Source organism: Microtetraspora malaysiensis, from assembly GCF_050947145.1.
GTDB lineage: Bacteria > Actinomycetota > Actinomycetes > Streptosporangiales > Streptosporangiaceae > Microtetraspora_A > Microtetraspora_A malaysiensis.
Genome location: NZ_CP191998.1, coordinates 4,800,623 through 4,826,586 on the forward strand (window position 1 = coordinate 4,800,623; position 25,964 = coordinate 4,826,586).

At 71.1% G+C, this 25,964-nt stretch carries 21 protein-coding genes and 1 pseudogene; 10 read left to right on the plus strand and 12 right to left on the minus strand.

The window, feature by feature from the left end:
• Nucleotides 1–78: 78 nt before the first annotated feature.
• Entirely contained in the window at nt 79–642 is a 564-nt protein-coding gene (locus ACQP1V_RS22805) for a dihydrofolate reductase family protein (protein WP_433411512.1), read from the minus strand.
• A 194-nt stretch (nt 643–836) separates the two neighbouring features.
• A pseudogene (locus ACQP1V_RS22810) lies at nt 837–2,018 on the minus strand (RNA-guided endonuclease InsQ/TnpB family protein).
• Between the two features lie 631 nt (nt 2,019–2,649).
• Between ACQP1V_RS22810 and ACQP1V_RS22815 the strand changes: the two are divergent.
• The 5 genes from ACQP1V_RS22815 to ACQP1V_RS22835 all read left to right on the plus strand — a co-directional run bounded on the left by ACQP1V_RS22815 (nt 2,650) and on the right by ACQP1V_RS22835 (nt 9,788).
• Nucleotides 2,650–3,933, plus strand: coding sequence for an erythromycin esterase family protein (locus ACQP1V_RS22815; protein WP_433411514.1), 1,284 nt, complete (start codon nt 2,650–2,652; stop codon nt 3,931–3,933).
• A gap of 134 nt (nt 3,934–4,067) precedes the next feature.
• Nucleotides 4,068–4,730: a CatB-related O-acetyltransferase gene (locus tag ACQP1V_RS22820; RefSeq protein WP_433411516.1), complete on the plus strand. Its 663-nt coding sequence runs from the start codon at nt 4,068–4,070 to the stop codon at nt 4,728–4,730.
• Between the two features lie 166 nt (nt 4,731–4,896).
• Complete coding sequence (locus ACQP1V_RS22825; protein WP_433411518.1) at nt 4,897–7,146, plus strand: N-acetylmuramoyl-L-alanine amidase; 2,250 nt, start codon at nt 4,897–4,899, stop codon at nt 7,144–7,146.
• A gap of 88 nt (nt 7,147–7,234) precedes the next feature.
• Nucleotides 7,235–8,821, plus strand: coding sequence for a hypothetical protein (locus ACQP1V_RS22830; RefSeq protein ID WP_433411520.1), 1,587 nt, complete (start codon nt 7,235–7,237; stop codon nt 8,819–8,821).
• Nucleotides 8,822–8,948: 127 nt separating this feature from the next.
• A complete protein-coding gene (locus ACQP1V_RS22835) occupies nt 8,949–9,788 on the plus strand; it encodes a patatin-like phospholipase family protein (RefSeq protein ID WP_433411522.1) in 840 nt (279 codons plus the stop codon).
• 43 nt (nt 9,789–9,831) lie between these two features.
• On the opposite strand, the gene ACQP1V_RS22840 is transcribed toward ACQP1V_RS22835, so the two are convergent.
• From ACQP1V_RS22840 to ACQP1V_RS22875, 8 genes are all read right to left on the minus strand, one after another.
• Nucleotides 9,832–10,653 carry a nitroreductase/quinone reductase family protein gene (locus ACQP1V_RS22840; RefSeq protein WP_433411524.1) on the minus strand — a complete coding sequence of 274 codons (822 nt, stop codon included), beginning with the start codon at nt 10,651–10,653 and terminating at the stop codon, nt 9,832–9,834.
• A gap of 275 nt (nt 10,654–10,928) precedes the next feature.
• Nucleotides 10,929–12,110 (minus strand): carboxylesterase family protein, encoded by a 1,182-nt coding sequence (locus ACQP1V_RS22845; protein ID WP_387416727.1) that lies wholly within the window; start codon nt 12,108–12,110, stop codon nt 10,929–10,931.
• Nucleotides 12,107–13,099 carry an amidohydrolase family protein gene (locus tag ACQP1V_RS22850; protein ID WP_433411526.1) on the minus strand — a complete coding sequence of 331 codons (993 nt, stop codon included), beginning with the start codon at nt 13,097–13,099 and terminating at the stop codon, nt 12,107–12,109. Before ACQP1V_RS22850 ends, ACQP1V_RS22845 begins: the two co-directional genes overlap by 4 nt.
• Nucleotides 13,096–13,638: a 3-hydroxyanthranilate 3,4-dioxygenase gene (locus tag ACQP1V_RS22855; RefSeq protein WP_433411528.1), complete on the minus strand. Its 543-nt coding sequence runs from the start codon at nt 13,636–13,638 to the stop codon at nt 13,096–13,098. Before ACQP1V_RS22855 ends, ACQP1V_RS22850 begins: the two co-directional genes overlap by 4 nt.
• Entirely contained in the window at nt 13,635–14,060 is a 426-nt protein-coding gene (locus ACQP1V_RS22860) for a RidA family protein (protein WP_433411531.1), read from the minus strand. Before ACQP1V_RS22860 ends, ACQP1V_RS22855 begins: the two co-directional genes overlap by 4 nt.
• A complete protein-coding gene (locus ACQP1V_RS22865; RefSeq protein WP_433411533.1) occupies nt 14,057–14,806 on the minus strand; it encodes a 2-keto-4-pentenoate hydratase in 750 nt (249 codons plus the stop codon). Before ACQP1V_RS22865 ends, ACQP1V_RS22860 begins: the two co-directional genes overlap by 4 nt.
• Nucleotides 14,803–15,615: a 2-keto-4-pentenoate hydratase gene (locus ACQP1V_RS22870; RefSeq protein ID WP_433411535.1), complete on the minus strand. Its 813-nt coding sequence runs from the start codon at nt 15,613–15,615 to the stop codon at nt 14,803–14,805. The genes ACQP1V_RS22865 and ACQP1V_RS22870 overlap by 4 nt, the downstream gene beginning before the upstream one ends.
• 8 nt (nt 15,616–15,623) lie before the next feature.
• The gene (locus ACQP1V_RS22875) at nt 15,624–17,057 is read right to left on the minus strand and encodes a 2-hydroxymuconic semialdehyde dehydrogenase (protein ID WP_433411537.1); all 1,434 of its coding nucleotides are present in this window, start codon (nt 17,055–17,057) and stop codon (nt 15,624–15,626) included.
• Nucleotides 17,058–17,234: 177 nt separating this feature from the next.
• Here ACQP1V_RS22875 and ACQP1V_RS22880 point away from each other — a divergent pair, with 177 nt between their 5' ends.
• Nucleotides 17,235–18,560: an MFS transporter gene (locus tag ACQP1V_RS22880; protein WP_387416720.1), complete on the plus strand. Its 1,326-nt coding sequence runs from the start codon at nt 17,235–17,237 to the stop codon at nt 18,558–18,560.
• Nucleotides 18,561–18,591: 31 nt separating this feature from the next.
• Nucleotides 18,592–19,560, plus strand: coding sequence for a LysR substrate-binding domain-containing protein (locus tag ACQP1V_RS22885; protein ID WP_433411539.1), 969 nt, complete (start codon nt 18,592–18,594; stop codon nt 19,558–19,560).
• A gap of 64 nt (nt 19,561–19,624) precedes the next feature.
• On the opposite strand, the gene ACQP1V_RS22890 is transcribed toward ACQP1V_RS22885, so the two are convergent.
• Nucleotides 19,625–20,824 (minus strand): hypothetical protein, encoded by a 1,200-nt coding sequence (locus ACQP1V_RS22890; RefSeq protein ID WP_433411541.1) that lies wholly within the window; start codon nt 20,822–20,824, stop codon nt 19,625–19,627.
• Between the two features lie 208 nt (nt 20,825–21,032).
• On the opposite strand from ACQP1V_RS22890, the gene ACQP1V_RS22895 reads away from it, so the two are divergent.
• The 3 genes from ACQP1V_RS22895 (at nt 21,033) to ACQP1V_RS22905 (ending at nt 24,319) form a co-directional block, all read left to right on the plus strand.
• A complete protein-coding gene (locus ACQP1V_RS22895) occupies nt 21,033–21,980 on the plus strand; it encodes a helix-turn-helix transcriptional regulator (protein ID WP_433411543.1) in 948 nt (315 codons plus the stop codon).
• Nucleotides 21,981–22,042: 62 nt separating this feature from the next.
• Nucleotides 22,043–22,708: a thiaminase II gene (gene tenA, locus ACQP1V_RS22900; protein ID WP_067139086.1), complete on the plus strand. Its 666-nt coding sequence runs from the start codon at nt 22,043–22,045 to the stop codon at nt 22,706–22,708.
• A gap of 63 nt (nt 22,709–22,771) precedes the next feature.
• Nucleotides 22,772–24,319, plus strand: a complete 1,548-nt coding sequence (locus ACQP1V_RS22905) for a PucR family transcriptional regulator (RefSeq protein ID WP_433411545.1) — start codon at nt 22,772–22,774, stop codon at nt 24,317–24,319.
• Nucleotides 24,320–24,360: 41 nt separating this feature from the next.
• On the opposite strand, the gene ACQP1V_RS22910 is transcribed toward ACQP1V_RS22905, so the two are convergent.
• Entirely contained in the window at nt 24,361–25,752 is a 1,392-nt protein-coding gene (locus ACQP1V_RS22910; RefSeq protein ID WP_433411547.1) for an FAD-binding oxidoreductase, read from the minus strand.
• Nucleotides 25,753–25,964 lie beyond the last annotated feature (212 nt).

Sequence of the window (25,964 nt, forward strand, 5' to 3'; positions counted from 1 at the left end):
GGTATCACGATCGCCTCGGAACACAGCGCCACGAGATCCTTGGGTGGCCGAAGCACGGGCCGATCCGAGGTTGGGTACTCAGCGTCTGGTCTCGTACCTGGTCAGGAGTACGCCGTCGGGGAACGTCCGGGTCTCCATCAGGGTCAGGTTCACCCAGTTGTCCAGGGCCGTAAAGAACGGCGTGCCGTTGCCCACCAAGACCGGTGCGGTGACTAGCACGTACTCGTCGATCAGCCCTGCCCGCATGGCCGCTGCGGCGAGTGTGGCGCCGCCGATGTCCATGGGGCCACCGTCCTCGGCCTTGAGCCGGGTGATCTCGGTGACCGCGTCGCCGGTGACCAGGCGGGTATTCCAGTCGACCGTGCTGGTCGTCGAGGAGAACACCACCTTCGGCATGTCTCGCCAGCGGCGGGCGTACTCGATCTCCGCTGGTGTGGCGCCAGGCTGCTGGTCGGCGGTCGGCCAGTGGGAGCTCATCGTCTCCCACAGTTTGCGCCCGTACAGCGCCAGGCCGGTCACCCCCACCCGGTCGGACCACCACTGGAACAGCTCGTCGCTCGGTACGCTCCAGCCGAGGTCGTCGCCGGGCGCGGCGATGTAGCCGTCCAGGCTCAGGTTCATGGCGAAGGTCAGTTTCCGCATGGCGTCATCCTCCTGTGAGTCGGTACTCGGCATACAGACCAGCACGGCGCGGAAAAATCATCGGTCAGGCCATACCGAGGGCCGGTTCACCACCATGCCAGTCCGCCGCGAGAACACTAGCCGGTGCCTGCTTGACGGGCCCAGGCATTGACATCCTCCCCCTCGTAAACAAGGGGGATTCCCACCGTCGCCGGTCAGGCTTCCTGCTTCACCGCCAGTTGCCCGCTCGGAGGTCTCCGTTGAGGTCTTACACCAGCTCCACAGGCGTTTTACTTGTCCGCCAGCCCGGCGGCCAAGATGTTCTTCGCGGCGTTCACGTCCCGGTCATGGACCGCGCCGCAGGCGCACTCCCAGGTACGGACGTTCAGCGGCATCTTCTCCTGCAACGCCCCGCAGGCCGAGCACAGCTTGGACGAGGGGAACCACCGGTCCACGACCACCAGCTCCCGCCCGTACCACTGGGCTTTGTACTCCAGCATCGACCGCAGCTCGCGCCACGATGCGTCGGAGATGGCTCGGGCCAGGCTGTGGTTCTTGACCATGGTGCGGACGGTCAGGTCCTCGATCACGACCGTTTGGTTCTCACGGACGAGCCGAGTCGACAGCTTGTGCACGTGGTCCCGGCGGCGGTCGGCGATCCGGGCGTAGACGCGGGCGACCGTGATTCGGGCCTTGGCCCGGTTCGCGCTGCCCTTGGCCTTACGTGCGAGCGCCCGCTGCGCCTTGGCCAGCCTGCGCCGCTCAGCCCGCTCATGCCGGGGGTTGGTCACCTTCTCCCCGGTCGAGAGGGTGACCAGGGCGGTGATCCCCGCGTCCACCCCCACCGCGCTGCCGGTTGGGTCGAGCGGGCGGATCTTCTCCTGGACCAGGATGGACACGAACCACCGCCCGGACGCGTCCTTCGACACGGTCACGGTGGACGGCTCCGATCCCTCCGGCAAGGGGCGCGACCACACAATGTCCAGCGGTTCGTCCATCTTCGCCAGCCACAGCCGGCCGTCACGCCAGCGGAACGCCGAGCGGGTGTACTCCGCCGACGTGCGGGACTTCTTGCGGGACTTGAACGTCGGATACTTGGCGCGCTTGGCGAAGAAGTTCGCGAAGCCGGCCTGGAGGTGGCGCAGGGCCTGCTGCAACGGCACCGACGACACCTCGTTGAGGAAGGCGAGTTCCTCCGTCTGTTTCCACGCCGTCAGAGCAGCCGAGGACTCCCCGTAGGGGACGCGGTGGCCGTCCAGCGTGTAGGCGCGGGTCCGCTCCTGCAGGGCCTTGTTGTAGACCAGGCGCACACACCCGAATGTCCGGGCAAGCTCGGCGGCCTGTCCGGGGGTCGGGGAGAAGCGGTACTTGTAGGCCCGCTTCACGGTCTGCGCCATGCCGCGCATCATGCCACGCGATCAGCCAAAAATCGAACGCGTATTCGACTTATGGCGAATCGCCTACCTTTGCCCTGCCCTGCAGAGAGTCCGATTCCTCCTCCGCCTGAAGGCGGAGGTTTCCTCGGAGGTTTCCGATGAGCACCCGGAACCCGGCTCGGGCCGCCAGACGGCAGAACAGCTCGTGGGCGTGGAGCGCGACGCTGATGGGCCGTCCGATGCTGGGGCCGAACGTCCTGGCGCGCACCGAATTCCTGCACGCGACGCTGCAACGCCCCGGTCCTCGGACCCTTCCGCTCCGCCCCCTCGACCCCGGTGAACGTTTGCGGACAGCGCACGGCGCGGAGCCTCGGACCGGCCTCGCGCGCACGTTTTGCGAGCGGCGCCTTCCCGGGGCCGAGCGTGTGGTCCTGAGTGCGGCAGAAATCCGGATAAGATCGACTTATGGTACCTGGCACCTTGTTTCGCTGACACCGGTCGGTGAGCTGACGCAGCTGCGCTGGAGCGCGATGACTCCGGCGCCGGTTCGGCGTTCGCCGAGCCGGATTCCGGGGGCGTCCCGGTGCTTCGCCCTGCGTTTCTCACCACGTGGATGACCGGATCATCATCAGCAGAGAAACGAGTGCACACCATGACGTCCAGCGCCTCTTCAGCGCGCTTCGCCCACACCCAGGCGGGGCAGACCGCCGTCCTGACCACCCTCGATCCCCGAGAGCCACTCCTCGACGATCTCGAACCACTGGGTGGCGTGGTCGCCGACGCCCGGGTCGTGGGCATCGGCGAGGGAGCTCACTTCGTCCACGAGTTCAACCTCGCCCGCGCGCGGCTCATCCGCTACCTCCTTGAACGGCACGGCTTCACGCACGTGGCGCTCGAACTCGGCGCCGCCGACGCGGTCGCCGTCAATCCCTGGCTCGCCGGCGACGGCGAGGAGTCCGACCTCTCCCGGCTGAGCAGCCCGCTCACCCTCGGCGTGTTCGGCGAGCTGCTGCGCTGGCTGCGCGACTACAACCGGGGCAGGCCGCGTCCCGTCCAGGTCATCGGGATCGATCTGCCGAACACCCTCACCCTGCGGCCGGACCTCGATCCGGTCGCCGAATACCTGCGGCTGGTCGACCCGGACGCCGGCGACCTCGTCGCGGGCGTCCTGCGGACCGCGGACGAGATCACCGGAGGGTCGGCCGCCGTGTCGGCACCCCAGTGGGGACGCCTCGATCCGGCGGTACGGGACGCGCTCACCGCGGGCCTGGCCCGGCTGTCGCTGCGACTTCGCGCGCTGGAGCCGCTTTATGTCTCCCGTAGTGACCAGCAGCGCTACGACGCCGCCCGGCGGCAGCTGGACGCGGCCTGCCACGCCGACTACATGCTCCAGGCCATGAACAACCTGTTCTCCGGGGCGGGGCTGCCCGGCGACACCTCGGTCCGCGACCGCTTCATGGCGACGTGCGTGCACTGGCACCTGGCTCGCGCCGGCGTCGGCGCGCGGATCGTGCTGGTGGCGCACAACAACCACATACAGAAGACCCCTGTCACCTTCGGCGGCCACCTCGCCGGTCTGCCCATGGGCCACTACCTGGCGCGGGAACTCGGCCCGCACTACCGCGCCGTGGCCATGACGCACACCGCCGGTGAGGTGCCGGAGATGAGCGTCCCGGCCGAGGGGTCGCCGGTCGGCTTCGCCGTCGAACCCGTCCGCCTGGACGCTCCGGAACCCGGCAGCGTGGAACGAGCCCTGATCGACGCCGGGCTCGGCGAGGTCGTCACCGTGACCGACCTGCGTCAGCCGGATCCGGTGACGGCGTCGCCGGATCGGATCCGATCGCAGAGCGCCGTGATGGACACCCCGCTTCACCAGGCCTTCGACGCCGTCGTGTGCACGCCCACCGCGACGCTCGACGCCACCGTCGACTTCTGATCGACACGACCGGCCGCGGCGCGAGGCTCCTCGACGCCTCGTGGACCTCGCGCCGCGCCCGCGGGAACGTCCACCGCCGACGGCTGACATCCGCCGGATCCTGTATGCACTCACCCATCCATGAGGAGTTCTCAATGTCCCACCGTGCCGTGCCGGCTGTTCCCGCCGATCCGACCGTGCTCCATCCGATGCCCGGACAACCGCGTGTGGTGCTGCTGAAGCCGCTGATCACGTCGCCCCTGATCGAGGTCGGCGAGTTCTCCTACTACGACGACCCGGTTGATCCGACCGCTTTCGAGACCAGCAACGTGCTGTACCACTACGGACCGGAAAAGCTGATCATCGGGAGGTTCTGCGCACTCGCCGAGGGCGTGCGGTTCATCATGAACGGCGCCAACCACCGGATGGACGGCCCCTCGACGTTCCCCTTCCCGATCATGGGCGGCTCCTGGGCGGAGCACATGGATCTGATCGCCGGCCTCCCCGGACGCGGCGACACCGTGGTCGGCAACGACGTGTGGCTCGGGTACCAGGCGATGGTGATGCCCGGCGTCCGCATCGGCAATGGGGCGATCATCGCCTCCGGTTCCGTCGTCGTCGACGACGTCCCCGACTACGGCATCGTCGGCGGCAACCCGGCCCAGCTCATCCGCCGCCGCCACAGCGACGAGGACGTCGCCCGGCTGCTGCGGCTGGCCTGGTGGGACTGGCCGCTTCCGCACATCACCGAACACCTCCGGACGATCATGTCCGGCAGCATCGACGACCTCGAGGCGGCGGCGCCCGGCCACCGGTAGCGGCGGCCTCCCCGGCGAGACGGTGATTTTCATACAACCGGCCATGTTTGGCGAAAAATTACAATCTTGCCGAGATTTGCCGACGGCCCTGGCGTGAGAGACCATCACGGCGATGTGATTACCCGGCCTGAACCCCCACAGGCAGCACGAGAAGGGGTCACATCACGTGAGATCTTCACTCCGGAGTGTCGCGATCACGGGCGCGGCGGTGGCGACGGTGTCGCTGTCCGTCGCGCCCGCCGCGTTGGGCGCCACATCAGCGCGCACTCCCGAGGCACAGGTGTCCTGCGCGGCGACGCTGTCCGCGCCCAGCAGAGAAGCGGCATTCTCCGAGGCGTCCCGCGCCGCGAGTGTGCCGGAGTCCCTGCTGAAGGCGGTGGCGTACATGCTGTCGCGCTGGGACCAGCACCAGGGCGGGCCCAGCAGTGACGGCGGCTACGGCGTGTTCGACCTGAACACCCGGACGCCCGAGGCATGGGACGGCGCGGGCAAGGGCCGCACGACCGAGGCGAAGAGCCAGGTCGCGGCGGCGGCCGAGCTGACCGGTCTGACGGCCGCCGCCCTGACCGGCGAGTCGAACGCCAACATCTGCGGCGGCGCGGCGTTGCTGGCGTCCTACCGCGCGTCCGGCGCATCCGGCCACGCGTCCACTCAGCGGGCAGGCGACGACCTCGCCTCCTGGCAGGACGCGGTCGCGCGCTTCGGCGCACGGAGCGACTTCGTCCGGCAGGTCTACCAGACCCTCCAGAAGGGCGAGAGCCGCGTCACCGACGACGGCCAGAAGGTGACGCTCGCTGCCGACCCCTCGGTCGCGCTCCCCCGCGCGCAGGCGGCCGCCGCCCCCGCCGTGGACTGCCCGGCCGGGCTCGACTGCGAGTGGCTGGAGGCGCCGTACGCCAAGGACTCCCCCACTCTGCCGGACGGCACGACCGACTACGGCAACCACGACCTCGCCGACCGGACCGGGCCGGGAGGCCCGAAGCTCAAGTACATCGTCATCCACGACACCGAGGGGTATTACGGACCCTCGGTGAAGCTCGCCCAGGACCCCACGTACCTGGCGTGGAACTACACGATCCGCTCCTCCGACGGCCACATCGCCCAGCACCTCGACGCCAAGGACGTCGGCTGGCACGCCGGCAACTGGTACGTGAACATGCACGCGATCGGCATCGAGCACGAGGGCTTCGCCGGGACCGCGGGCTGGTTCACCGAGGCGATGTACCAGACCTCCTCCGCGCTGGTGAAGCACCTCGCCACGAAGTACGACATCCCCCTGGACCGCGCGCACATCATCGGCCACGACCAGGTGCCCGGGACCGTGTTCGGCAACACCAAGAACGTCCACTGGGACCCGGGGCCGTACTGGGACTGGGACCACTACTTCGAGTTGCTCGGCGCCCCCGTCGGCGGCACCCGGGAGGCCACCGCGAACGTCGCGGCGGGAGACGTCGTGGAGGTGCGGACCGGCTACCAGGACAACCCGCAACCCGTGACCGGCTGCGCGCAGGCGTCGCCGCACTCGCCGGACTGCGTCCCCGGGGCGGGCACGAACTTCGTCCCGCTCCGCCAGTCGCCCTCCGAGAGCGCGCCGCTCGCCAAGGACCCGGGGTGGAAGCCGAACGGCGCCGACGGCACGACCTACGCGAGCGACATCAGCGCGCGCGTCGTCTCCGGCCACAAGCTCGTCGTCGCCGAAGTCCGCGGCGACTGGCTGGGCGTGTGGTGGGCGGGCTCGCTCGCCTGGCTGCACAACCCGGCCGACAAGCCCGTGGTCGTCCGCACGCTCGCCAAGACGGTCACCGGGAAGTCGTCCGCGACCCAGCCCGCCTCGATCTACGGCCGGGCCTATCCCGAGGCCGCCGCCTACGCCGGCACCGGCATCCCCGTCCAGGCGCTCTCGGCGCTGGAGTACAAGATCCCGGCCGGGCAGTCGTACGCCGTCAGCGACGAGGCCGTGGTCACGGACTACTACCGGGCGACCACGTTCGACGGGTCGGCCGCGGGCGACCGCACCGACCTCAAGGGCCAGGACAAGTACTACCAGCTCTGGTACGCCCACCGGCAGGTGTTCGTCCGGGCGGCCGAGGTTGACCTGAACGACGCGCGGACGCCCGCGGTGCTCAACACCGCGCCCCCGGCCGTGACCGGCGTCGCGAAGATCGGCTGGTCGCTGAAGGCGTCGCCCGGCACCTGGTCGCCGGAGGCGGGGACGGTCGCGTACCAGTGGCTGCGTGACGGCGTCCCGGTCAAGGACGCGACCGGGCGGACCTATCACCTCAAGGGAGACGACCGCGGCGCGCGCCTGTCCGTACGTGTGACGGTGTCGGCGGAGGGCTACGCGGACGGCACGGCGACGTCGGAGCCGACCGCGCCGGTGACCGCCGCTCCCCCGGCATCCGCCGACGAGAGCTGACCGAGACGACGTGGGGTGACGGCCGGTCGGCCGTCACCCCCACGCATGTCTCGGCGGATTGTCGGTCCCGTGGTCCACAATCAGCCGCGTGGATCTCACCGCCCTCGCCGCCGTCATCGGCCCGCCGCCGGAGTCGCCGTTCCCCGTGGACTGGCCCGGTGTGGAAAGACGCGTCGGCGTCCGGTTCCCCGGCGACTTCAAGGCGTTCGCCGAGACGTACGGGCCCGTTCTGGCCGGGGAGTGGATCTGGGTCGTCCTGCCCCACGACTCGGAGCGGGGCGGCTATTTCGAGCAGCTCGACGAGGGCCGCTCACTGCTGCGCGCCCTCCGAAACGACGACCCCCAGGCGCATCCGTTCGCCGTCCATCCGGAGCCGGGCGGTCTGCTCCTGTGGGGTGACTCGCGGGGCGACGAGCGGTACTTCTGGGACACCTCGGCGTCGGAGGATCCGTGCCGATGGCCGAGCGTGATCTTCAGCAATGGGCGGTGGCACACGGCGCGCCTGCCGATGACCGAGGTGCTCGCGGCACGCGCACGCGGCGCCCTGGAGCTCCCGGGGCACGCCCTGCCCGCATTGCCGCCCCGGTCGCCGCGATACGCCTGGCCGACCGAGCCGCTCGTCCTGTCCGGTGACGGCGGCGGGACGCCGCTGCCGGTCGCCACGCGATCGCCGGCCGCCACCGTCCACGTGGCCGGGCCCCGGGCCCGGGCCGAGGTCTCCGAATTCGACGGCCCCGCCGACTACGCCGAGCTGCTCACGGAGCTCGGAGTGGGACGGCTGGCCGGCGTCCTGCGCCTGCTCGCCCCCGGCGCGCCCCACGGCTTCGACATCGACGCGGAGGAGCGCGCGCAGGGAGCCCGGCTGCGGGCGCGCCGCGTCGCCGGGGAACGGGTGGTCCGCTCCCCGATCGCCCCCGAACCCGGCGGCCTCCGCCTGTGGGCTGTCTTCGACAGCGGCGAGACGTGCTGGTGGCTGCCGGTGAGCGGCGACCCGGGCGAGTGGCCCGTTGTCATCCTCGACGCCGACGGCGTCGGCTGGCAGCGCCTGCGGTACGGCGCCACGGCGTTCCTGGAGCGCTGGTTGGACGGCGAGCTCGACCTGCCGGTGCTGTCACTGTCCGCGGTCCCGCGTCCGCGGGTTCTCCTGCCCCCGGGCGCCGCCCATCCCGGCCTCACCGTCGCCGAGATGCCGCGGGACCCGCTGGCCCAGCTCCGTACGATCATCGGCGAGCCGACGGCCGCGTCTCCCCGCGACTGGACGGAGATCGAGCGGACGGTCGGGCTGCGCCTGCCGGCCGACTACAAGCGCCTCACCGGGGCGTACGATCCCGTCGTGATCAACGGCCTCTTCGTCGAACAGCCGGAGGATCTTCGCGAGCGGCACGACGAGTTCGCGGGCGAACTGGACGACGGGGAGGACGGGGCTCCTCTTCGCGTCCATCCCGAACCCGGCGGCCTGCTTTGGTGCGGGTCCACCGAGGGCCGGGAGTGGCTTTGGTGGGACACCTCTCATTCCGACCCCGACCGGTGGACGATCACCTGGGACGTGGAGTTCGACCGGTACACCTTCGACGGGACGCTGACCGAGCTCCTGATCGCCGATCTCACCGGCACGTTACCGCGGCCGCTGACCGCGCTCGCCCCCTCCGACGACGGCCCCCTCCTGTGGTGGTGAGCCCTCCACGGACTGGTCGAGCGGCCGGAGATCGTCGCGGGCGCCGGACACGGCCTGCCCCAGGAACGGCCGGAGCTGACCATCGCACGGATTCTGACCTTCGCCGACCGACCGAGAGGCAAAGATCATGACTAGCAGGGCAGTGGTGCTCGGAAGCGGGGGCGTGGCAGGCATCGCCTGGGAGGCGGGGGTCCTGGCCGCACTTGCGGCACGCGGTCTCGACCTCCGCGAGGCCGACCTCATCGTCGGAACGTCCGCCGGAGCCGTGGTGGGAGCCCAGCTGGCGGCCGGGCTCGACCCGAGGGTCCTCTACAGCGAGCGGCTCGGCCCCCAGGAAGGCGAGCCTGCGCCGAAACCCTCCATGTTCGGGCTCTTCCGCCTGGTCAGGGAACTGCTCAAGGCCAAGGACGGCAGGGAGTTCGGCGCCCGCATGGGCCGTATCGCCCTGGCCGCCGCCACGCCGCCGGAGGAGCGACGCCGGGCCGAGGTCCAGCGCTGGCTCGGGAACCTTCGCGAATGGCCCGGCACGCCGTTGATCATCACCGCCGTGGACGCCGAGTCGGGGGAACCCGCGAACTTCGCCGCGAACAGCGGGGTGACCCTGCTGGACGCCGTCTGCGCCAGCACCGCCGGGCCGGGCGTACGTCCGCCGGCCACCGTCGGCGCGCGCCGGTACATCGACGGCGGGATGCGCTCACCGGCCAACGTCGACCTGGCCGCCGGATACGACCGCATCGTGGTCATCGCTCCCATTGTCCGGGGCGGCGGCGTGATGCCGTCCGTCCAGCAGCAGATCGACGCCCTCGGCAGCAGATCCCGCGTCGCGCTGGTGAGCCCCGATCCGAAGACCTGGCGGGCGATCAGCGGCCGGGGCGGCCTGCTCGATCCCGCCCGCGCCCCCATAGCGGCCGAGGCGGGCCGATCGCTGGATGTCACCGAGGACGTCGCCGCCGTCTGGACCCCCTGAGTCCCTGCCACGCAAAATCTGGCGGGGTGCTACTCCTCGGACTTCAGGCGAGGTCGAGAATCGGGATCAGCTGCTGCTCCTCATACGCCAGGTGCGCTTCGAGCTCTTCGACGAGCCGCTCGATCTCGGCCCGTACCTTCAGCGGATCCTCACTGGAAAGGGCCTGCTTCAGCTCTTCCAGGAGTACAGTGACGCGCTCGTGCTCACTTGCCAGCCGTTCCAAGGTCGGAGCGAGCGTGGGATGCTGCTCGGCCAGGCCGGGGAACATCATGGTGTCCTCGCCCGTGTGGTGATGGTGCAGCCCCTGGCAGACGGTCAGGCAGTTGATCCGAAGCTGCACGCCCAGGCCTGGCCGTCCTGAATCGGACAGCTCCTTGCGGATCAGCGCGAGTTCGCGGCGGAAGCCGTCGTGCACCAGCTTGAGGTACGCACCGCCCGACGGTGCGCTATCCCGGGGCGGACCAGCCACGCGAAGTGCGACGACGGGGATGGTGCGCGTCGTCTTCGCCTGATAGTCGGCCCAGCCAGGGTCGCCTTCCACCGCGCGGGCGAACGCCGCGTCACGCTCGGCGCCCTCCAGGACCTCCGCCTCGACATCGAAGATGAGGACGCCAGTCTCGACGACGGCGCGCGGGTTGGCCTTCAGGTTGTGGTACCAGGCCGGGTTGTTCGGCGCTCCCCCGGCGGAGGCGATGACCAGCATGCGCTCGACGCCGTCAGGCAGGTAGCCGAGCGGGGTCGTGTGCGGCCGACCCGAGCGGGCGCCGGCGGTGGTGAGCAGGAGCAGTCGCGCTCCCTCGAAATAGCCACCGACCTGGCCGTTGTTGGCGCGGAACTCGTCGATGACCGGCTTGTTGAAATCCATTCTTCTCCATTGGTGGTTCCTGCTGTGCCGTTCTGAATGGAGAAGAAGGCGGCGGGCCGCGGGCCCGCCCGGCGATCAAGCGTCAGCCGGGCTGCTCTCTGGTGCGTGGCCCAAGGCCGACCCGGCAGTCACGTAGATCACGCTACTTCATCACGATATTCTCCGCAAAGGTGGCAACCTGCGTGCCGGCGATCTCCCGAAGGCGGAGGCGATCTGCTCGGTGACGATGTCCCCCGATCCGGTGACCGCGACCGTGGCCGCTTCACTCATCGCGTTCACTCCTCGCCGCGGCAGAACCGGGCGAACTCCTTGGTCATCGTGCCCGCCCGCTCGTCCACCTCGGGACCGGCGCCGGTGAGCGGGGTCCCGTGGTTGCCGAAGTAGAGCGGCACGTCCACGAGATGGCAGGCGCCGAGCGTGATCCCGCCGTGGCGCAGGGGCGAGCGGTGGTCGCAGACCAGCAGCCGCGCGGGCCCCCGATGTGCCTCGACGACCTCCTGCGCGGGCTCCTCGAACACGTCGCGCCTGCCGGGGTCTCCCCCGCCGATCGCGGCGAACAGCCGCATCTCCTGCGACGTCGTCGTCACCAGGAGCGGCACCGGAGCGGCCGCGCCCGAGCGGATCGCGTCCATCGGATGGACGGCGAGCAGGTCGCCGTCGACGACCGGCGCGACCGGCAGCAGCCCGCCCACCGGCGGCGTCGCCCGCGCGGCGGCCCCCTCGGCGTCCAGCAGGTCCACGAGCGGGGCGGTGAACGGGTCGGCGCCCCCGAGCGCCTCGCGGGCGGCCGCGGTCCAGGCCGCGGCCTCCTCCCGGGTGGCGAAGCCGTACGGCACGGGGCTCATGGCCACGGCGCGCGAGAAGAGGCCGGGCGCCAGGGCCATCAGGGCGAGCACGCTGGTCGCGCCCGCCGAATGGCCGCCGAGGGTGACCCGCTCCGGGTCGCCGCCGAAGGCCGCGATGTTGTCGCGCACCCACTCAAGCGCGGCGAGCTGGTCCCGCAGGGCGATGTCGGCCGGCACACCGTCGCCGTACCAGAACCCGGCGAAGCCGAACCGGTAGTTCACCGTCACGACGACGAGCCCGTGGTCGCGGGCGAGCGCGGCGCCGTCGTACATCTGCTGCGCGCCGGAGCCGAACACGAACGCGCCCCCATGCAGGAACACCAGCACCGGCCGCCGCCCCTCGCACGAGGACGTCCAGACGTTCAGGAAAAGGCAGTCCTCGCGGCCGCTCGACGGGTCGATCTCCAGCCCCGGCACCCAGCCCATCCGCCCCGGCCGCTGCGGCGCGGGCGGGCCGGGTGCGACGGCGTCCGCGACGCCCTCCCACGGCAGAGCCGGGGAGGGCGCGGCGAACCGGCGGGCCGGCGCGGCGTACCGCACGCCCGTGAACGCGGAGACGCCGCCGAGGTCCACGCCGCGCAGCGTGCCGAGGGGCGGGTGCGCGAGCGTCATCCCAGCCCCAGGAACCTCGTGGCGTTGCCGCCGAGGATCGCGGCCCGGGCGGCCTCGTCCAGCTCGGGGCAGTCGCGCACGACCGCGCCCGGCTCCTGCTCGCCCAGCGGGAAGGGGAAGTCGGTGCCGAGCATGACCCGCTCGACGCCCATGACCTCGACGAGCAGGCGCAGCGCCCGCGGGTCGAACACCGCCGAGTCGACGTAGAACCGGTCGGTGTACGCCGAGGGCGGCTTGGGCGAGTCCTTCCGCACGATGTCCCGGTTGCGCCAGGCGTTGTCGGCGCGGCCGAGGAGGAACGCGAAGCTGCCGCCGCCGTGGCAGAAGCAGAGCCGCAGCGAGGAGGGCAGCCGTTCGAACGCGCCGGACAGCATCAGCGACAGGATGCTGAGCTGGGTCTCGGTCGCCATGCCGACCAGCCAGGGCAGCATGTAGCCCGCCATGCGGTCGGTGGCGAGCATGTCCCACGGGTGGACGAGCACCGGCATGTCCACGTCGGCGCAGTGGGTGAGGAACGCCACGATGTCCTGGTCGTGGAGGTTGCGCGGGCCCACGTGGTTGCCGATGTGGACGCCCCGGTGCCCGGCCGCCTTGGCCTGGTCGACCATCGCGCACGCGGTCGCCAGGTCCTGCAGCGGCACCTGGCACAGGGGCAGCAGACGGGAGGGATCCTCGGCGCAGTAGGCGAGGATCCGGTCGTTGACCATCTCGCACCAGTCCGCGGCGCGATCCGGCTCGGCCGCGTACCCGAACAGCAGCGGCGTGGACGAGACCGCCTGCATGTCGACGCCGAGGCGGTCCATCGCCGCGAGGCGGGCCCCCGCGTCCCACAGCTCCGGGGTGACGGGACGGTAGTCGTCGTCGCCGCTCATCATCATGCCGTCACGCAGCCACGGCTCGCCCGCCCCGGCGAGGATCCGGCTCTCCTCGCGGGAGATGCGCGGGAAGACGTGCGCGTGGACGTCGATGACCTGACCGGAACGGGTCATCGGATCACCGGCCGCATGTGCTCGGGCCAGTCCTTGCCCGGGTGGGTCGTCCCGCAGTTCGGGCAGGTGCGGTCGCCGTCGTAGAACGCCTGGAAGACCGGCGGCAGGTCCTCGACGATCGACTGGAGCTGAAGCTCGGCGCGGTGGACCCGGTGGTGGCACTCCGTGCAGTACCACTCGAAGGCGTCCAGCTCGCCCTGCGGGCGGGCGTACTCGACGACCAGGCCGATCGAGCCGGGCACCGGACGCTGCGGCGAGTGCCGCACGTGCGGCGGCAGCAGGAAGACGTCGCCCTCCTTGATCTGCACGTCCACCGGAGGCTTGCCCTCCTCCTCCATGACGCGCAGCACCATGTCGCCCTTGAGCTGGTAGAAGAACTCCTCGATCGGGTCGTCGTGGAAGTCGGTGCGCTGGTTGGGGCCGCCGACGATGGTGACCATCAGGTCGGCGTCCTTCCAGATCTGCACGTTGCCGACGGGCGGCCGCAGCATGTCCTGGTGCTCGTCGATCCACTTCTGGAGGTTGAAGGGAGGGATCACTGTGCGCTCCTTTGGGGGATGTAAGCGGTGCAGGAGATCTCGATGAGCAGGTGCGGGTGCGGGAGCTGGTGGACGGCGACCGTGGTGCGCGCGGGCCCGGTCTCGTCGAAGTACGCGCCGTAGACCTCGTTGTAGCCGCCGAAGTCGTTCATGTTGACGAGGTAGCTGGTCACGTTGACCACGTCGGACAGGTCTCCGCCGGCGGCCGTGAGCAGGTCGCGGATGTTCTCGATGACCGCCCTGGTCTGCTCGCGGATGTCCAGGTCGGTGGTGCCCATGGCGTCCGCGCGGGCCCCGGCGAACGAGCCGTCGGGACGGCGCGAGCTGGTGCCGGACACGAACACGAAGTCGCCCGCCCGCCTGATGTGCGGGAACCTCCCCCGAGGGGTGGCCTTGCCCTGGACGAGCAGCGCGTCGCTCATCGCGTCGTCACCTCCACGTGACCGAGACCGGCGGCGCTGACGCGGACGTGCGCGCCGGAGGGAAGCGGGACGGCCGCGGTCGCGGCGCCCGCGAGGATGACCCAGCCGGGCTGCAGCTCGATCCCGGCGGCGCAGGCCAGGCGCGCGGCCGCGTTCAGCGACCGCAGCGGGTCGCCGAGGATGGCCGCCGACGAGCCGCTCGCCACGGGGCGGCCGTCGATCTCCAGCAGCATGCCCACGTTGCCGACGTCCTTGGGAGCGTGCCACGGGCCGAGCCCGAAGCCGCTGGCCGAGGCGTTGTCGGCGACGACGTCCGCGAGGGTGAAGCTGAAGCCCTCGTAGCGGGAGTCGAGCACCTCGTAGCCGACGGCGATCCCGCCGATGGCCGCGACCGCGTCCGCGGGGGTGCGCACCGGCCGGTCCAGCAGGAACGCGATCTCCGGCTCGATGCGCGGGTGGATCAGCCCGGAGGTGTCCAGGTGCGACTCGACCAGCATGGCGTCGGTGAGCAGGCCCCAGATGACGTCGTCCACCCCCATCTGCACCATCTTGGCGCGGCTGGTGAAGCCCATCTTGACGCCGATGAGCGCCTCACCCCTGGCCCGCCTCCGCTCGATCACCGCCCGCTGTACCTCGTACGCCTCGGCGACGTCGAGCGGCGCGGTGTCGGTGAGCCGGGGGACGGCCCGGCGGTTCAGCACCGCCTCGTCCAGGGTCTCCGCGAACGCGTTCAGGCGCGGGTTCACACTTCCTCCTCAGCGGACTTCTCGGCGGGCTTCTCGGCGGCGAACGCGGCCCGCACGTCGCCGAGGCCGTCGATGCGCGCTTCCAGCACGTCGCCGGGCGCGACCGGGACGACCGGCCCGAGCGCCCCGGTCAGCACGGTGTCGCCCGCCTGGAGCGGGCGGCCGAGCCGGACCAGCGTGTCGGCCAGCCACACCGCAGCGTGCAGCGGGTTGCCGAGGCAGGCCGCGCCGATGCCGCTGGACACCTGGTCGCCGCGCCGCTCGATCACCATTCCGGCCATCCGCAGGTCCACGTCCCGCAGCGACACCGGACGGGTACCCAGGACGTACATGCCGGAGGACGCGTTGTCGGCGACGGTGTCGATCAGGGTGATGTCCCAGTCGCGGATCCGGCTGCCCACGATCTCGATCGCGGGCAGCGCGAAGGCGGTCGCCCGGATGATGTCGGCGACCGTGTGCCGTTCGTGGGTCAGGTCGCGGTCGAGCACGAGCGCGACCTCCGCCTCGGCGCGCGGCTGCAGGACCGCGCCGACGGGGATCTCCTCGCCGTCCGGCACCGCCATGTCGGCGAAGAGCATGCCGAAGTCCGGCGAGTCCACCCCGAGCTGCCGCTGGACCGCCTTGCTGGTCAGTCCGATCTTGCGGCCGGTGAGGCGCCGTCCCTGCGCCAGCCACCGCTCGGTGACCAGGTTCTGCACGGCGTAGGCGTCGTCCACGCCGTCGATCAGGTCGCGTACCGGCTCGCACGGGCGGCCGGACGCGTACGCCTCCAGCAGCCGTGCCGCGGCGGCCTGGTGTCTCTCTGTCACGGATGTCCTCAAATCTTGACGCACACGTTGACGGGCTCAGAGAAGAAGTCGAGCGAGTATTCGCCGCCCTCACGTCCGATGCCGGACGCCTTCACCCCTCCGAAGGGGGTGCGCAGGTCCCGCAGGTTCCAGCAGTTGACCCACACGATCCCGGCCTCGACGCGCGGCGCCACGCGGTGGGCGCGCGACAGGTCGGTGGTCCACACCGTGGCGGCCAGGCCGTACGGGCTGTCGTTGGCCAGCCGGATCGCCTCCTCCTCGTCATCGAACGGCGCGACGTGGCAGACGGGGCCGAAGATCTCCTCGCGTACGGTCCTGGCGCTCTGCGGCAGCCCGGTCAGCACGGTCGGCTCGACGTAGAACCCGCTGTCGCGGGCGTCGCCGAAGGTCGGCACGCCGCCGCCGGCCTGGACCGTGGCGCCCTCCTCCACCGCGAGGCGGTAGTAGGAGAGCACCTTGTCGCGGTGTTCGGCCGAGATCATCGGGCCGTAGCCGCTGAGCGCGCGGGCGCGCTCGGCCAGGGCGCGGACGAACTCGTCGAAGACGGGCCGCTGCACGTAGACGCGCTCGGTGCACAGGCAGATCTGGCCCGAGTGGGTGAAGCTCGACCGCACGGTCCCCTCGACCGCCTCGGCAAGGTCGGCGTCCGCGAAGACCAGCGCCGGGTTCTTGCCGCCGAGCTCGAAGGACAGTGGCGTGACGTGCTCGGCCGCGTTGCGCATGATCGCCGCGCCAGTGGCGGACGCGCCGGTGAAGGCGATCGCGTCCACACCCGGGTGGGAGGTCAGGTGCTCCCCCGCCGCGCCGGCGCCGTGGCCGTGGACGAGGTTGAAGGCGCCGTCCGGCAGCCTCGCCTCGCCGATCACCTCGGCGAGCAGGGTGGCGGTGGACGGGGTCTCCTCCGACGGCTTGGCGACGACCGCGTTGCCGGCGGCGAGCGCGGGCGCGACCTTCCAGGTCAGCAGGAGCAGCGGCAGGTTCCACGGCGAGATGATCGCGACGACGCCGAGCGGGCGGCGGACGGTGTAGTTCAGCGCCTGGCCGCTGCCGCTCCAGCCCGGGACCGTGGTGGGGTAGGCCCGCTCGGGGCGTCCGTAGGCCAGGTCGGCGTAGGCGCGGAAGTTGCCGATCGCGCGCGGGATGTCCACCGTGGCGGCCAGGTCGTGCGGCTTGCCGGTGTCGGCGACCTCGGCGGCGACGAACTCGTCGAAGCGGGCCTCGATGCCGTCGGCGATCCGGCGCAGGAACGCGCACCGCTCCTCGACGCTCGTGCGTCCCCACGGGCCGTCGAGCGCCGCCCTGGCGGCGCGGACCGCCGCGTCGACGACGTCGCGCGAGGCTTCGGGGACGACTCCTACCTGGCTTCCGTCGACGGGGGAAAGCAGCGGAAAGGTCGCTTCCGTCGGCGCGAAGACACCGTTGACGTAGTGCGCGGGCTTCATGGCCGCAATTGTGCTGCGCAATGGCATAACAGTCTAATACCGCTCTAGGTCTCAGCTATCTCAATTTCGTTATATATCAGGATCCGCATACCTCACGCCCAGATCGGTATTCGTCGCGGCATACCACCTGGATGCATCCTCATCCCTACTCCCCGACCGAAAAGGCACAGGTGTTTTATGGACACAGACCGCCGCAAGGCCGCGCGCCGCGTCTCGTGGGCGGCCTTCATCGGCACGACCATCGAGTGGTACGACTTCTTCCTGTACGGCACGGCGGCCGCACTGGTCTTCAACAAGCAGTTCTTCCCCGCCATGGACCCGGTCGCCGGGTCGATCGCCTCGTTCGGCACCATGACCGTGGGCTTCCTCGCCCGTCCCCTCGGCGGCATCATCTTCGGCCACTTCGGCGACCGCATCGGACGGCGGAACACGCTGGTCGTATCGCTGCTGATCATGGGCATCGGCACCACGCTGATCGGCCTGCTCCCGACGTACTCCACCCTCGGTGTGGGGGCGGCGGTGCTCCTCGTCCTGATGCGCGTCGCGCAGGGCATCGGGCTCGGCGGCGAGCTGGGCGGCGCCGTGGTGCTGACCATGGAGCACGCCCCGAAGGGCCGAAGAGGGCTTTTCGGCGCGTTCCCCATGATGGGCACGCCCGCCGGCATGCTGACCGCCAACCTCGTCTTCCTCGGCACGTCGTCGCTGCTCAGCGAGGAGAGCTTCCTGTCGTGGGGCTGGCGGGTGCCGTTCCTGCTCAGCGTCGTGCTGGTGGGCGTCGGGCTCTACCTGCGGCTGCGCATCGAGGAGAGCCCCGCGTATGAGAACCTCGTCGAGCGCCGCAAGCCCGCCAGGCTGCCGATCGCGGTCGTGCTGCGCGACCACTGGCGCCAGGTGATCCACACCATCGGCGTGGTCGTCGGCAACAGCGCGGTCTCCTACATCTTCATGGTCTACATCCTCAATTACGGCGAGGCCGAGGTCCACCTGTCCCGCACCTTCCTGCTGATGTGCGTGATCGGCGGCGCCGCAGTGTGGCTGGCCACCGCGCCCATCTGGGCGCACATCGGCGACCGGCGCGGGCTGCGCGCGATCTTCACCGGCGGCTCCGTGGTCCTGCTGGTGGGCGCCGTGGCGATCCTCCCGATCATCAACACCGGCAACACCGCCCTCATCGCGGTGTTCATGGTGGCGATGGGCGCCGTGCTGTCGATGACCCACGCCCCGCAGGGCACGCTGACCGCGAGCTTCTTCCCCGTGGCCATCCGCTACTCGGGCACCTCGGTCGCGTACCAGCTCGCCTCGCTGCTCGGCGGCGGCATCACCCCGCTCATCGCCGCCTCGCTGTTCGCGGCCTCCGGCAGCTCGCTGTCCATCACCGGCTACCTGACCGCGGTCGCCGCGATCAGCCTCGTCGCCGCGCTCGTGATCCCGCGCAACGACGCCGAGCGCCTGGGCGATCTCCCCGCCGAACAGCCCGCCTCGCCTGCCGATATAGCAAAATAGGTCCCACTTTTCGGACTTATATGATGTGGCGGTGATATCCCGACCGCTGGACCTGCTGAGCGGCCGGCTCAAGCTCCGGCACCTGGTGCTCGTGACGACCATCGCCGAGCACGGCAGCGTCCTGCGTGCCGCCGAGCATCTCCACCTGGCGCAGCCCGCCGTGACACGCGGGCTGCGGGAGGTGGAGCAGATCCTCGGAGTGGAGCTGTTCCGCCGCGGCCCGCGCGGCGTCACGCCCACCCTCTTCGGCGAGGCGTTCATCGACCACGCCCGTGCCGTACAGGCCGAGCTGCGCCGGGCGGGCGACCGGATCGCGGGACTCGCCGACGGCGAGACCGGTACCGTCACCGTCGGCACCCTCCTGGCCGCGACCAACGTGCTGCTGCCCCGCTCGATCGCCGCCCTGAAGGCCGAACGGCCCGGCATCACGGTGATCGTCAGGGAGGGTACGTTCGACTCGCTCGTCCCACGGCTGATCGACGGCGGCACCGACCTGATCCTCGGGCGGCTCAACCCCATCGAGGGCCGGCCCGGCCTGCACCAGATCCCCCTCTACAACGAGCCGACCCTGCTCGTCGCCCGCGCCGGGCACCCCGCCGGGCACGCGCGGACGCTGCCCGAGCTGCTCGGCTATCCGTGGATCCTCCCGCTGGACCAGACCGCCCTGAAACACGAGCTGGAGCAGGTCTTCCAGCGTGAGGGGCTGCCGCTGCCGGAGAACCGGGTCGAGTGCACCTCGATCCTGACGATCCGCTCGCTGCTCCTGGCGACCGACATGATCGCCGCGCTGCCGGCGCTGCTCGTCCGCACCGACGACCAGCTCGCGGAGCTGCCGGTGCCGCTCGCGTCCGTACGGCGCTCGGTCGGCGTGACGCTGCCCGAGGCCCGGCCGCTCACGCCCGCCGCCAAGGCCATGCTCGACCACCTGCGCCGCCAGGCGGAGGCGCTCCAGCACGAGCTGCCCGCGGCCGAGGACGAGACGGCCCGGCCCGCCGGATAGCGGTCGCCGGCCTCCTGACATGAAAGGGGGCCGGTCCGGCGACCGGCCCCCGATGTCGGCAGTACTACTGGGCGTCCGGCTTGACGATGACCGGAAGCTGGGCGTCGAACAGGTTGGCGAAGGTCATCGAGGGCATGATGTGGCCCTGCTTCTGCGCGTCCTGCGCCAGATCAGCGGCCCACGACGAACTGGCCAGCCGCTGGTTCGGCGTGCCGTGGTGACCGGCGCTGGAGAAGGAGCAGTCGCCCACCTCGAAGAAGGACTGCACCGCGGGAAGCAGGCGCTTGGCGTTGAGGGTTCCGCCGCGCTTGTGGGTGAGGAAGTACCCGGCGAAGGCGTCGGCCATGAGCTCGGTGCGGCGGGTGGCCTCGGGGCCGGTGAGCGGGCTGTCGAAGAGGTTGTCCTCGTACTGGACATGGTGCCCGAACTCGTGGCTCAGGATGGACTTGGCGGCCACTTCGTCGTCCAGGCCGATCCCGGCCATGCCCTTCATGATGCCGTCACCCATGATGATCTTGTCGGGGATGCCCTGCACGACCGGGTCCGGGTCTCCCTCGGCGGTGAAGGCGAACGCGTTGAACGTGAAGATCGGGTTGTCGGCGTTGAGCACCGGGTCGGCGGCCAGCACCTCGATCAGCAGGTCGGCCAGGTCCCTGCCCTCACCGGCGGGCAGGCCCCACAGCACCTCGAGGACGCGGGCGGTGCGGTCGGCGTCCTTGAGCACGTCGCCGTGCATCGCGACGCCGCGGATGTCGTCGGACTTGATGTCCCAGAACTTCTTCAGGTCGCGCAGCTCGTGCGTGACGGTGGTGGTGTATTCACCGTTCTCGCCGTAGCTCTGCGGGGTGTCGCCCGAGTTGAAGAGCAGTGCGTCGTACGCGGGGATGTCCAGGCCGCCGAGTATCACGACGATGAAGATCGTGCTGAAGTCCGCGCCCTCGAGCCGCGCGTCGAGCCACGCGCTCAGCGTGGTGTCCGCGCACCGGTAGTCGTTCGGATCGATGGCGTTGAGCGCCATCTCGTTCCAGGCCGAGCCGGTGACGCCCAGCCCGGCCTTGAACCGGGCGGCCCGCTCCTGCCAGTCGGCCGGCAGGGCCTTGACGGTCTCGAGATAGCGCGCCTTGGTGGCGTCGTCGACGTGCAGTGAGTTGATCGCGCTCTCGAGCGCGGAGGTGGGGGATGTCGCCTGCGCCGAGACCGGGGCGCCGATCGTGAGGGCGGCGGCGACGGCGGCGGCGGCCAGCAGGGCCAAGGGCTTACGCAAAAGGACTCCTTCGACGTGAAAGCGCTTGGCGAAAGTCTCCAGATTCCTGACATCGATTGTGAACGATCCTGACGTGTCAAGATCCGGCATGTCCGGAATATGACAAGGAATGGGAAGGCGAACCCGCCAGGGAGCGCCCTCGGTTGCGTCCGCGATCTCCTCGGGGCTCCTCGAGACTCCCGGACTCCTCGGGAAGGTGAGCGACACGGTGAGACCCTTACAGGCGCTCGGCCTCTCGCCGACGGCCGAAGCGATCTACTTCTCCTTGGCCGAAGCCGGCCAGAGCCCCGTGGAGGCCCTGCCCGCGCTGCGCGACGACCTCGAGCGTGCGCTGGCCGAGCTGGAGGCGCTGGGGCTGGTCACCGTGGAGGACGGCCGCGTGTCCCCGCTGCCCCCGCTCAGCGCCCTGGCGTCCTACGCCGAGCGCCGCGCGCGTGAGGCGCTGCTGGCCAGGGAGAGCGCCGCCGTACTGGCCAGGATCTGGCAGGATCACCAGCGGTCGGCGAGCTACCTCGAGAGCGTCGCCTCCGCGGACGGCACGGCGGCGATGGAGCGCAAGCTGCTCGACCAGGCGGAGGGCGAGGTGCGGGCGCTGGTCCTCGGACCGGTCTCACGTCCCGAGGAGACCCCGCGGGTGGCGGCGGGCACCCTCGAGGCGCTGGCCCGCGGCGTCGCCATCCGGGCGGTCTACGGAGCCGAGATCCTGCGCCGGCCCGCCGCGCTCGCCGCCCTGCGCACCTGCGTCGAGGCCGGCGAGCAGGCCCGCGTGTTCCCCGACATATCCCTCCACATGCTCATCGGCGACGACCGCGAGGCCCTGCTGATCTTCCGGGGAGACGGCGAGACGCGCCACGCCATCGCGATCCAGCCGTCGGGCCTCCTGACGGGACTCACCGGGATCTTCGAGTCGTTCTGGAGAATGGCGGTGCCCCTCGCCGCCACCGTAGAGGCGGACGACCTCGACGCCGGCCCGACCGCCGAGGAACGCCGGCTGCTCAGCTACCTCAGCGCCGGACTCACCGACGAGTCCATCGCCCGCGAGCTCGGGGTCAGCGAGCGCACCGTCGCCCGCAGGATCGCCAGGCTGCAGGACGTCCTCGGCGCCCAGACACGCTTCCAGCTCGGCGTACAGGCCTCCCGCAAGGGCTGGATCTAGACGGCGGCCCCCTCACCCGGACTGGACGCCGGGCTCGTCGGCGGGCTGGATAGCATCGGCGGATGCGTCCCTTCCGCGACGAGCTGTGGCGGGCGATGGACGGGATCTACCACGAGATCCTGGCCCACCCCTTCCTCACCGGGCTGACCGACGGCTCCCTCCCCAAAGAGGTCTTCCGGCATTTCGTCCTGCAGGAGGCGCACTTCCTGCCCGACTACGCGCGGGCGCTGGCCGCGTGCGCCGTCAAGGCGCCCGACCCGGCCGCCGTCCAGCGATTCGCCGCCGACGCCGCCCGCACCGTCGAGGTCGAGCACAGCCTGCACGTGGAGCTGCTCAACGCGTTCGGCATCGGGGAGGCGGAGGCGCGCCGCCACCCGGCGCCGCCGACCGCGCTCGGCTACGGGTCGTACCTGCTGCGCGCCTGCCACCTCGGCACCTTCGCCGAGGCGCTCGGCGCGATCGTGCCGTGCTACTGGATCTACGCCCGCGTCGGCGAGACCCTGCTCGGCCGCTCCTCGCCCGACCCGCTGTACGCCTGGTGGATCGAGACGTACGGCGGCGCGGAGTACCAGGAGACCGTCGCGGGCGTGCTCGACCTGCTCGACGAGGTCGCGGCCGGCCTGACCGACGACGAACGCGGGCGACTCCTCGCCAACGCCACCACCACCGCGCGCTACGAGTGGATGTTCTGGGACGCCGCCTGGCGGCGAGAGGAGTGGCCCGTCTGAGCTGCCGATACTCTCAATAGAGCATTCGACGGAAGAAATCGGACAGCTACGGGATTGGGAGAGATGCGGCTGCGGGACCTGTGCCAGGTCGACCATCTGGGGTTGAAGGTCCTGACCGGCCACGACCTGCTCGACCGGCGCGTGCGTGGCGTGTCCACGACCGACCTGCCCGATCCGACCAGGTTCGTCAAGCCCGGAGAGCTGGTCCTCACCGAGCTGACCTGGCACGACGGCCCCGAATCCGCGCGGCGCTTCGTCGCCGCACTCGCCGGGGTGGGGGTGACCGCGCTCTGCTCGGGCACCGCGCTGAAGGTGCCGCCCTCCGACCTGATCGACGCCTGCGCCGAGGCCGGCCTGCCGCTGCTCTGCCTGTCGGTGGACGTGCCGTTCAGCGCGGTCACCGAGTACGTCCTGCGTCGTCTGATCGACGAGCTCGGCGCCGCGCCCCGCGGCCTCCAGGGCTCCCGGCGCAGGCTGGCGAGCGTGCTCGTGGACGGCGGCAGCCTGACCAAGCTGGTCACCGCCGTCGCCGGAGAGCTGGACGTGCCCTGCTGGGTGATGTCGGCCACCGGCCGGGTCATCGTGGGGTCGCAGCCGCTCGCCGCCCACGACCGCGCCCGGCTCGCCCACTCGTTCCTGTCGGCGCGGTTCCTGCCCGGCATGTCCACGCGGGAGGACGGCACGCTGCTGTCGGTCTTCCCGGTCAGCAAGGGCGCGCCGCACCGCATCGCCAACTGGTTCCTCGCGTACGCCGGGGAGCAGGCGGGCGTCGGCGGCGAGCACGAGGACCTGATCGTGGAGCTGGCCGCGCTGGTGGCGCTGGAACGCTCCCGGCTGGAGGCCGCGCAGCGGATCGAGCGGCGCGTGTTCGACCAGCTCCTCGACCTGCTCGCCTCGGGCGAGGCCAACCTGCCCGGGGTCGTCTCGCGACTGCACACGCTGCACGTCGAGACCGAGCACGGGCTCCTCGCGGCGACACTGCGGATCGAGGGCGTGGCCCGGGCGGACGAGGTCGGCGCCGCCGTCCTCGACGAGCTGCTGCGCCCGATCGCGCCGGGCGTGGCCACCGCGCGCGAGGACGGCGAGGCGGTCGCGCTCGTGCCGCTCGCGGGCAACACCGCCGAGGAGATCGCCGAGCACGTGCTGCGCGGCGCGCGGACCCTGGAGGCCGGTCTCGGCAAGGCCCGGATCGCGCTCGGGCTGAGCAGCGTGACGACCGGCCCGGCCGGGCTGAGCAGCCTCATCGAGGAAGCGCGGCACGCGCGCACCCTGGCGGCGCTGGGGCGCGACCGGGTGAGCGCGATGACCGCCGAGGACGTCGGCTCACACCGGTCACTGCTCGCGGCCATCCCCGGCGACCTGCGCCGGTCGTTCCGCACCCGCCTGCTCGGCCGGCTGCAGGAGTACGACGCCGCCAACCAGACCGACCTGATCGAGACGCTGGAGACCTTCCTGGAGGAGTCCGGCTCCTGGGCGGCGACGGCCGACCGGCTGCACGTCCACGTCAACACGCTGCGCTACCGGCTGAAGCGGATCGAGGAGCTGACCGGCCGCTCCCTCAACACGCTGGAGGAGCGGGTGGACTTCCTGCTCGCCCTCAGAATGCGCTGATTCGCAGGTCCCCGCACACCTCCGCCCTCTCGCGGCGCGCGTCAGCGACCGGAACGCCGGGGCACGACGTGGCCGAAGCGGAACAGGTTCGCCGGGTCGAAGCGGTCCCTCAGCTCGGCGAGCCTCGCCAGCACGGGCTCGGGCCACGCCCGGGAGAGCTGCTCGGGGGCGAGGGCGGAGCCCTGGAAGTTGATCATCGTCCCTCCCGTCGACCACGGCGCGGCGGCCTCGACCACCGTCCGGACGGCGGCCGGGACGGCCGAGTCCATCAGCTCGGGCACCGGCGCGCCGATGACCAGCAGGGAGAAGGCCGCGTCGCGCCCGCCCACGGCGTTGGGCTCCTTGGGCTCGCGGGCCAGCGCGCCGCCGAGCTGCCGCAGCTCCACCACAGCGAGGGGGACCTGGGCCGCGGGGCCGGCGACGGCGAGCAGGGCGTCCACGGCCTCACCGGTCAGCTCCCGCAGGAGCATGCCCCGCTCGGCCACCGGCATCGGGGTGACAGGGTCCTGGTGGATGGCGTCGAGCGCCGTGTACGGCAGAGGCCCGACGGCGTCGAGGACCGGCGCGGCGACGGCCCGCATGGGAGCGAGCAGCGCCTCGGCCTCCCGCTCCTCGCCCATGTGGGCGATCCGGAGGTGGACGACGAACCGCCCGCTCAGCTGCGGCGGCAGCTCGGGCAGCGGAGGGAGGCGGAGCAGGGCGACCGAGGTGGTGGTGGCCTCGGGCAACGTGGCCGTCCAGGTCCGGTAGGCGTGCAGGACCGACGGGGCGTCCTCGCCCGCGTAGAACAGGCCCCCGCCGTACACCGCGGTGATGGGGAACAGGTCAACGGTGATCGAGGTGACGACGCCGAAGCCGCCCTTCCCGCCACGCAGCGCCCAGAACAGGTCCGGCTCCCGGCCCGTGTCGGCTGTGCGGATCCGGCCGTCTCCCGTCACGACCGTGATCTCGCGGACGTGGTCGGCCGCGAACCCGAACGTCCGCGCGATCGGCCCGATGCCGCCCCCCAGCGTGAAACCGACCGCGCCGACGCCGGACGCCGAGCCGCTGAGCGGCGCCAGACCGTACGGCGACACCGCGGCGACGACCTCGGCCCAGGTGCAGCCGGCGCCGATTCTCGCGGTCCGGGCCATCGGGTCGACGACGATCTCCCTCATCCGGCGGGTGCTGACGAGCAACGCGCCGTCCGCCGCCTGAACCGCACCGTGGCCGGTCGCCTGCACCGCCACCGGCAGTCCGTGCGCCGCGGCGAGCCGCACCGCCGCGGCGACGTCCTCCACGCCGGTCGCCCCCACGATCACGGCGGGGCGGTGCCGTACGGCGAGGTTGAAGCCGGCGGCCTCCTCCTCGAACCCGTCCTGGCCGGGGATCAGGACGGGCCCGATGACCTCGCGGCGCAGTGCGGCCTCCATAGAGGAGTGCGTGGTGTCCATATCTTCTCCTGATGTCGCGATGTGTGACTGAGATGTGTGACTGGGATGTGTGTCTCAGCGGACCCAGTTGTCGCACCATCGACTTGGAGGCTGGTTGAGGCCGTCCCGCCGGAATCCAAGCGACGTCCAAGAGCCGCGCAAGCGGCCGCGTGGCGGGCTCACCAGCGCGATCAGACATCAACCGACATATCAGTATGATGAGCCGGAAATCA